This window comes from uncultured Subdoligranulum sp. (assembly GCF_937890665.1).
Genome location: NZ_CALADU010000212.1, coordinates 21,320 through 27,463 on the forward strand (window position 1 = coordinate 21,320; position 6,144 = coordinate 27,463).

6 protein-coding genes and 1 pseudogene are annotated in these 6,144 nt (G+C 59.4%); 3 read left to right on the forward strand and 4 right to left on the reverse strand.

The features are described 5' to 3' along the window. Nucleotides 1-6: 6 nt before the first annotated feature. The 3 genes from Q0526_RS12165 to Q0526_RS12175 form a co-directional block, all read right to left on the reverse strand. Nucleotides 7-1,518 carry a glycoside hydrolase family 28 protein gene (locus Q0526_RS12165; RefSeq protein WP_298733993.1) on the reverse strand — a complete coding sequence of 504 codons (1,512 nt, stop codon included), beginning with the start codon at nt 1,516-1,518 and terminating at the stop codon, nt 7-9. Between the two features lie 111 nt (nt 1,519-1,629). Next, complete coding sequence (locus Q0526_RS12170; protein ID WP_298733996.1) at nt 1,630-2,202, reverse strand: DNA-3-methyladenine glycosylase I; 573 nt, start codon at nt 2,200-2,202, stop codon at nt 1,630-1,632. Between the two features lie 64 nt (nt 2,203-2,266). Further along, nucleotides 2,267-3,271 carry a nucleoid-associated protein gene (locus Q0526_RS12175; RefSeq protein WP_298733998.1) on the reverse strand — a complete coding sequence of 335 codons (1,005 nt, stop codon included), beginning with the start codon at nt 3,269-3,271 and terminating at the stop codon, nt 2,267-2,269. A gap of 112 nt (nt 3,272-3,383) precedes the next feature. On the opposite strand from Q0526_RS12175, the gene Q0526_RS12180 reads away from it, so the two are divergent. Further along, the gene (locus Q0526_RS12180) at nt 3,384-3,599 is read left to right on the forward strand and encodes a hypothetical protein (protein WP_298734000.1); all 216 of its coding nucleotides are present in this window, start codon (nt 3,384-3,386) and stop codon (nt 3,597-3,599) included. A 39-nt stretch (nt 3,600-3,638) separates the two neighbouring features. Here Q0526_RS12180 and Q0526_RS12185 read toward each other — a convergent pair whose 3' ends face one another. Next, nucleotides 3,639-4,031 (reverse strand): thioesterase, encoded by a 393-nt coding sequence (locus Q0526_RS12185; RefSeq protein ID WP_298734002.1) that lies wholly within the window; start codon nt 4,029-4,031, stop codon nt 3,639-3,641. Nucleotides 4,032-4,229: 198 nt separating this feature from the next. Here Q0526_RS12185 and Q0526_RS12190 point away from each other — a divergent pair. Then, nucleotides 4,230-5,527, forward strand: a pseudogene (locus Q0526_RS12190) (uracil-xanthine permease family protein). A gap of 28 nt (nt 5,528-5,555) precedes the next feature. Continuing rightward, nucleotides 5,556-5,906: a hypothetical protein gene (locus Q0526_RS12195; protein ID WP_298734004.1), complete on the forward strand. Its 351-nt coding sequence runs from the start codon at nt 5,556-5,558 to the stop codon at nt 5,904-5,906. Nucleotides 5,907-6,144: the final 238 nt, after the last annotated feature.

The following is a 6,144-nucleotide window of genomic DNA, read 5'->3' on the forward strand; positions in this document are numbered from 1 at the left end:
CTTACATTATGCACGGTTTTCTTCCTGCGGCGGCAGGCAGGTCACCCCCCGCAGCGTCACATCGCAACAATATTGCAGCGGCAGACGAGGCGCCTTGGCCGTGATGGTCAGCCCGTCAAAGTTGACATCCCGCAGAGCGTAGGCAGGTCCCTCGAATCCGGCCAGTTCTACCGGGGACACATCTTTCCATTCCTGCTTGCGGTTCAGGACCCGTCCCGTCAGGGTCAGCCCTGCAAAGGTAAAATGCTCGAACACCGGCGGTGTTTCGGCCGGGTCGCCGTCATCATTATAGGGTACCGCGTGGACCAGCACCCGGGGCGCCTTGCAGTCCCGCACCGTGACCCCCCGCACATAGCCGCCCCGCTTGGGCGTGCCTTTGATCTCGATGCCCGAGAAAGACCGCTCCAAATCGCAGTCCCAGATTTGGACATCCTCCACACCGCCCGACATCTCGCTGCCGATGCTGATACCATGCCCCGCCGTGCTGTGACAGTCAAAGACATAGATATGGGCACTGGGCCGCCCGATGGCGTTGCCCTCCGGGTTCTTACCGCTCTTGATGGACACTGCATCGTCGGCGGTGGCAAACTCGGCGGCAAACAGCGTACAGTTGGTGCTGGAATCGGGGTTCCAGCCGTCGCCGTTCCAGACGCCTTCGGTACGGAAGGTGCAGTGGTCGGTGACGATGGTATCGCTGTAAATCATATGCATCGTCCACGAAGCGCTGTCCCGCAGGGTCAGACCGCTGATCCAGACGTTCTGGCAGTTGCTCAGGTTGAGCAGCCGCGGCCGCACCCGACCGGGAATCGTGTCCTCGTTCTCACAGCTCGCCACCAGTTCGGGATTTTCGGCCAGATAGTCTTTCAGGTGCTCCCGCTCATCGGCAATGATGGCCTCGGCCAGCGCTTTGCCGCCGCTGGCAATCGTGCCTTTGCCGCGGATGACTACGTTCACGCAGTTGTAGCCGTCGTCATGGTCCATCTTGCCCAGATTCAGCAAGCTGGAATAGCAGCGCATCTCGATGCCCTCGAACCGGCTGGGGATGCGGGGCTGGTAGTCCACGATCTGGTCGGTACCTTGCAGTACAGCGCCCTCTTCCAGATAGAGCTCCATATCGCTGTGCAGCCGCAGCGCCCCTGTCAGGTAGGTGCCCGCCGGCAGATAGACGGCATCCCCGGGGCCGCAGGCATCGATGGCCCGCTGCAGCGCGGCGGTATTTTTCGTCACACCATCCCCCTTGGCCCAGTAGGGCGCTTCGGTGACGTTGATGCGGTTCTTTTCGGCGCCGGTGCGCAGCAGGCAGGCACCCACCGGCTGGTTTTCAAACACCACATCCACCCGGTATTCGGTCTGGGGTTCCAGCCCCTGCAATGTATAATGGGTACGCGCGGCGGTACCCACCGGCTCATTGTTCAGATAGACGGTATATTCGGCCTGCGCGCCGGCGGCGGCAGGCTTATCCCAGTAGAGCACGGCATGATGAGCCGTGGTACGGGCAAACAGATGATTTTCAAACATGTTTACAGTCCTCTTTGCTGTGATGGGGGTCTGTTTCGGTCCACCCCTATTGTAACACACAATGCCCTGAGCGGAAAGACGCAAAAATCGCCAACATTTGTAAAAGAAGGTTCACGGGTTTTGGCAGGGTGGCGTCTGCAGAAAGCATCCCTCCTCGTGGCTCCACAGTACCCCCACCGCCTGCAGATAGGCGTATACAATGGTGGAACCCACAAATTTCATTCCTCGTTTTTGCAGGTCGGCCGAGATTGCATCGGAAAGGGGCGAGGTCGTTTTATCCCGCTCGCAGAAGGTCTTGCCATCGGTCCAGTGCCAAAGGTAACGGTCAAAACTGCCCCGCTCCTGCCGGATGGCGGCAAAAACCTTGGCGTTGCCCACCGCTGCGGCAATTTTGCGCCGGTTGCGGATGATGCCTGCATCCTGCGCCAGCGCCGCACATTTGGCCTCATCGTAGGCAGCCACCTTTTGCCAGTCAAAGCCATCGAAAGCGCGGCGGAAAGCGTCCCGTTTGTTGAGCACGCATTCCCACGACAGACCGGCTTGAAAGCCTTCCAGAATCAGCATCTCAAAGAGCATCCGGTCCTCGTGAACCGGTACACCCCATTCGCAGTCGTGGTAGTGCAGGTAACGGGGATTGTCCGGGTTGGCCCACCGGCAGCGGGGACGGCCATCTTTCCATTCCATAGGCGACCTCCTTGTTGTGGCAAAAACCGCCCGACCCGCAAAAGCGGGCGGGCGGCAGCATGTCTTATACCAGTACGTCCTTGATGAGCAGGCTCAGCCCGCCGGTGGCCGAGTGGATGAACTCCACCGCGTCATCGGAGTTGCAAAGTTCCGCCGGGATCTTGATCTCGATGCCAGACTCGGTCTTAAAGCTGCGGCTTTCCAGCTTTTTGATCCGCGCCGGGCTCACTGTCACCCGGTCATTTTCCTGCACGCCGGTCTCGGCCAAGGCAGCTTCGAACGTGGGTGCCGCCAAGGGATAGGCTTCCCGCATGCGGGTGCGGACATCCTCCACCGAGATGGTGTTGTCCACCGCCTGATTGCGCACCATCAGTTCCACCGCGGTTTCGGTGCCGCCGTCAAAGGGGGGCACGTCGTCCAGCTCTTCCGGTTCGGGGTAGGCTTCCTTCACCGCTGCCACCGCCGTTTCGCAAACTGCTTTGAGCTTGGCCTTTTCCTGCATGGCCTCGGTACAGCCGAACACCCTGGTGGAGAGGTAGAAGTCCTTTTTCTCGTCCATGGTGAACTTTTTCTCGATGAGGCGCACCGTGCCGTTGGCCCGGTCGATGAGGGCCGCCTCGTCGGCCTTGGGGGTACCGGGCAGCAAGGTGCGCTGGGGCACCATACTGCTGAACCGGCCATTGCCCAATGTTTCGGTATGATGGGTATACCCGGGGCGATAGTTGAGTTTGAGTACCCCGTAATAAGGTACGCCGTCCCCGGCAAAGTCCACTACCGCCAGATCTCCGGCAGGAATGGCGGGATATTGCAGCATCTGTTCAAAGATGACCCCCGCAATACGGCGGGAGAGGTCCACGAAATCCTGATTCTGGGCCATCTCCTGCGCAAAGGCGGAATCCGGCAGGAACCGGCAGTTCTTGACCTCGTCGCTGACGAAGGCCTTTTCCAAAATTGCAGAAAAATATTCAAAGAGATCGGCATCCAGATCCATGGGCCGGTCAGAGAGCAGCGGCTCCGACGCACCGGGGTCCAGAAGATGGAGGATCACCTGATTGATCTTGACTTCCATGTTGGACAAAGCTCCTTTGGGATAAAGTTGACGAAAAGGTAGTATACCACAATTTGCCGGGTTTGGCCAGCCGTCGGGCGGGGCACGCTAACCGGGAAGGGAGGGATTGCGTGTGAACGCACCGTTGAATCGGAAGGAAAAGGACGCCTTGCTGCGGCGCACCGCCCCCAGCCGCCAAAAGCAGGCCAAAGCGTACCTGCAAGGTGAGGTGCCCGGTGTAATGCAGCACTACGCCCCCGACGCCCAGCCCGACCCTGCCAAGGGCTGGGTAGAGAGCGACGAAACCGTACAGCGGCTGGCCCGCTGGCGAGAGGAAGCTATCTATTGACCCAACGGCGGCCCCACGTTTGGTGGGGCCGTTTGCGGTTCAGTCGGCGTTGAGCTTGGCCGACGCCTTATGGGTAAAGCGATCGTTGTCCACGATGTAGCGCTCATGGGTGGCGTGGGCCACCTCGCTCACATCGTCATAGACCCGGGCGGTAAAGGTCAGACGGCGGTCGGCCACCGCGGTCAATTCACAATCGCAGTAGACCACCATGCCGATGGGCGTGGGGGCGGTGTGGGCCAGCGAAAGGCTGGTGCCCACCGTGCCGGTGCCCAGATCCAGTTCCGGTGCCACCGACTTCCAACAGGCTTTTTCGATCAGTGCTGCCACGGCCGGCGTGGCCAGCACCGGCAGTTCACCGCTGCCCACTGCCTGTGCGGTATTTTCGGTGGTGACACGCAGCGCTGCGTGGCCCTTGATCCCCGGTTCCAACATCTGCCATTTCCCCTTTGTCGCTTGTTTTTCTTTTTATTATAGCGGGGCCTGCGGTGGATTGCAAGAGAACGGCTTTTTGCGCTTGTGCCTTGCGTTTTGCCACTAAACCCGCTATACTGAAAACGTGCATGAGGAAGCGGCCCCTGCAGCCGGCTTCCTTTTTTGCGGCAGGATAAAGGAAGTATGAGGAGGACGATCATGAGCGAAAAAACGATCGATTATTCCAAAGGTATCTACAATGCCCGCGAACTGGGCACGCCTCGGTTGCTGATTCTGGGTGCGCAGCATATGTTCGCAATGTTCGGCGCCACCGTGCTGGTGCCGCTGCTCACCGGTTTGAGCGTAAGCACCACGCTGCTCTGCGCCGGTTTGGGCACCCTGCTCTTCCACTTTTTGTGCAAGGGCAAAGTTCCCGCTTTCTTGGGGTCCAGCTTCGCCTATCTGGGCGGCTTCACCATCGTAAGCAATGATGGCGCCAACCCCGAAAATCTGCCCTACGCCTGTGCGGCTGTGGCGTTCTCGGGCCTTGTGTACGTATTGTTCAGCTTCCTCATCTCGGCGTTCGGAATCCGCCGGATGATGAAATTCTTCCCGCCGGTCGTCACCGGTCCCATCATCATCGCCATCGGCCTGATTTTGGCCCCCAGTGCCATCAGCAACTGCCAGAGCAACTGGCTGCTGGCCTTCGTAGCCTTGGCCACCGTCATCATCTGCAACATTTGGGGCAAGGGCATGGTCAAGATTCTGCCCATCCTCATTGGTGTACTGGTTTCTTACGCGGTGGCGCTGGCCACCGGCGCCGTGGATTTTGCGGCCATCGGCGCAGCGGATTGGTTCGGCATTCCCCTGCATAAAGATTCCATGGGTCTGTTCGCCATCGACGGCAGTGAGACCTTCATCAGCGCCCTGTTTACCATCGTGCCCATCGCGCTGGCTACCATGATGGAGCATATCGGCGACATTGCCGCCATCAGCGCCACCACCGGCAAAAACTACATCCGTGACCCCGGTCTGAACCGTACCCTGCTGGGCGTGGCCCCGCCAACACCACCTACGGCGAAAACACCGGCGTGCTGGCGCTGACCAAGATCTACGACCCGCTGGTCATCCGTATTGCGGCAGTCTTTGCGCTGGTGCTCAGCTTCTGCCCCAAGTTTGAGGCCATCATCAACACCATCCCCGCCGGCATCGTGGGCGGCATCAGCTTTGTGCTGTACGGCATGATCTCCGCCATCGGCGTACGCAACGTGGTGGAAAACAAGGTGGACTTCACCAATTCCCGCAACCTGATCATCGCAGCGGTGATTCTGGTCTGCGCTCTGGGCTTTGACTCGGTGGGCGGTATCACCTTCCCCGTGCTGGGCGTTAACGTCAACCTGTCCGGTCTGGCCATCGCTGCTATTGCCGGCATTCTGCTCAATGCCCTGCTGCCCGGCAACGACTATGAATTCGACGAGGGCAGCAACGACGGCGAAGGCGCCAGCCTGCGCGTCTGATCCCACACTGCCAAAGGAGGGACGGCCTATGACCGCCGCGGATTTTACCAACCTGCACCTGCAATATAAATCGGAACAGGCCGAGGGGGAACTGCCCGCCGCCATCGAGCATGATTTTGCCGACGGCCGGATGGTCGACCATTATTATGTGACCCCCTCCCCCGCCTTCTGGGCCGATGAGGGCATCCAGAAACTGGGACAGGTGTCGGGCATCCTGTTTTTGCAGCAGCCCGAAGGCGCCCCGTGGAAGATTCTGGTCCACGAACCCGCCATGATCGGCGAGGTGGTCTTTGAAATGCCCGACGAGGAATTTCGCCGGATGCTGCAAAACAACGGTGTGGTCCTGCCCGGAGAACCGGGCTTTCAGCCGCCCCAATAAAACACCTTTTTCCCCGCAGAAATGCGGGGATTTTTTTGTATAACCTATTGACAGTTCCTTTTACCGGGTGTATCATATGAACAAATAAACATATGAAAGGATGTTTGCCATGCTGCCCCATGAGCCGTCCCCACCGGCGCAGAGCCAACCGCTGGACCCACAGGCCCTGCAAAAATTGCAGGACGATCTGCCCGACGACGAAGTTCTCTACGATTTGGCCGAATTGTTTCGGGTATTC

Bases quoted from the DNA above. Each gene is read 5' to 3' on its own strand.
- Q0526_RS12185 (WP_298734002.1), bottom strand. From the start codon at position 4,031: ATGTTGGAACCGGGGATCAAGGGCCACGCAGCGCTGCGTGTCACCACC.
- Q0526_RS12195 (WP_298734004.1), top strand. From the start codon at position 5,556: ATGACCGCCGCGGATTTTACCAACCTGCACCTGCAATATAAATCGGAA.
- Q0526_RS12165 (WP_298733993.1), bottom strand. From the start codon at position 1,518: ATGTTTGAAAATCATCTGTTTGCCCGTACCACGGCTCATCATGCCGTG.
- Q0526_RS12170 (WP_298733996.1), bottom strand. From the start codon at position 2,202: ATGGAATGGAAAGATGGCCGTCCCCGCTGCCGGTGGGCCAACCCGGAC.
- Q0526_RS12175 (WP_298733998.1), bottom strand. From the start codon at position 3,271: ATGGAAGTCAAGATCAATCAGGTGATCCTCCATCTTCTGGACCCCGGT.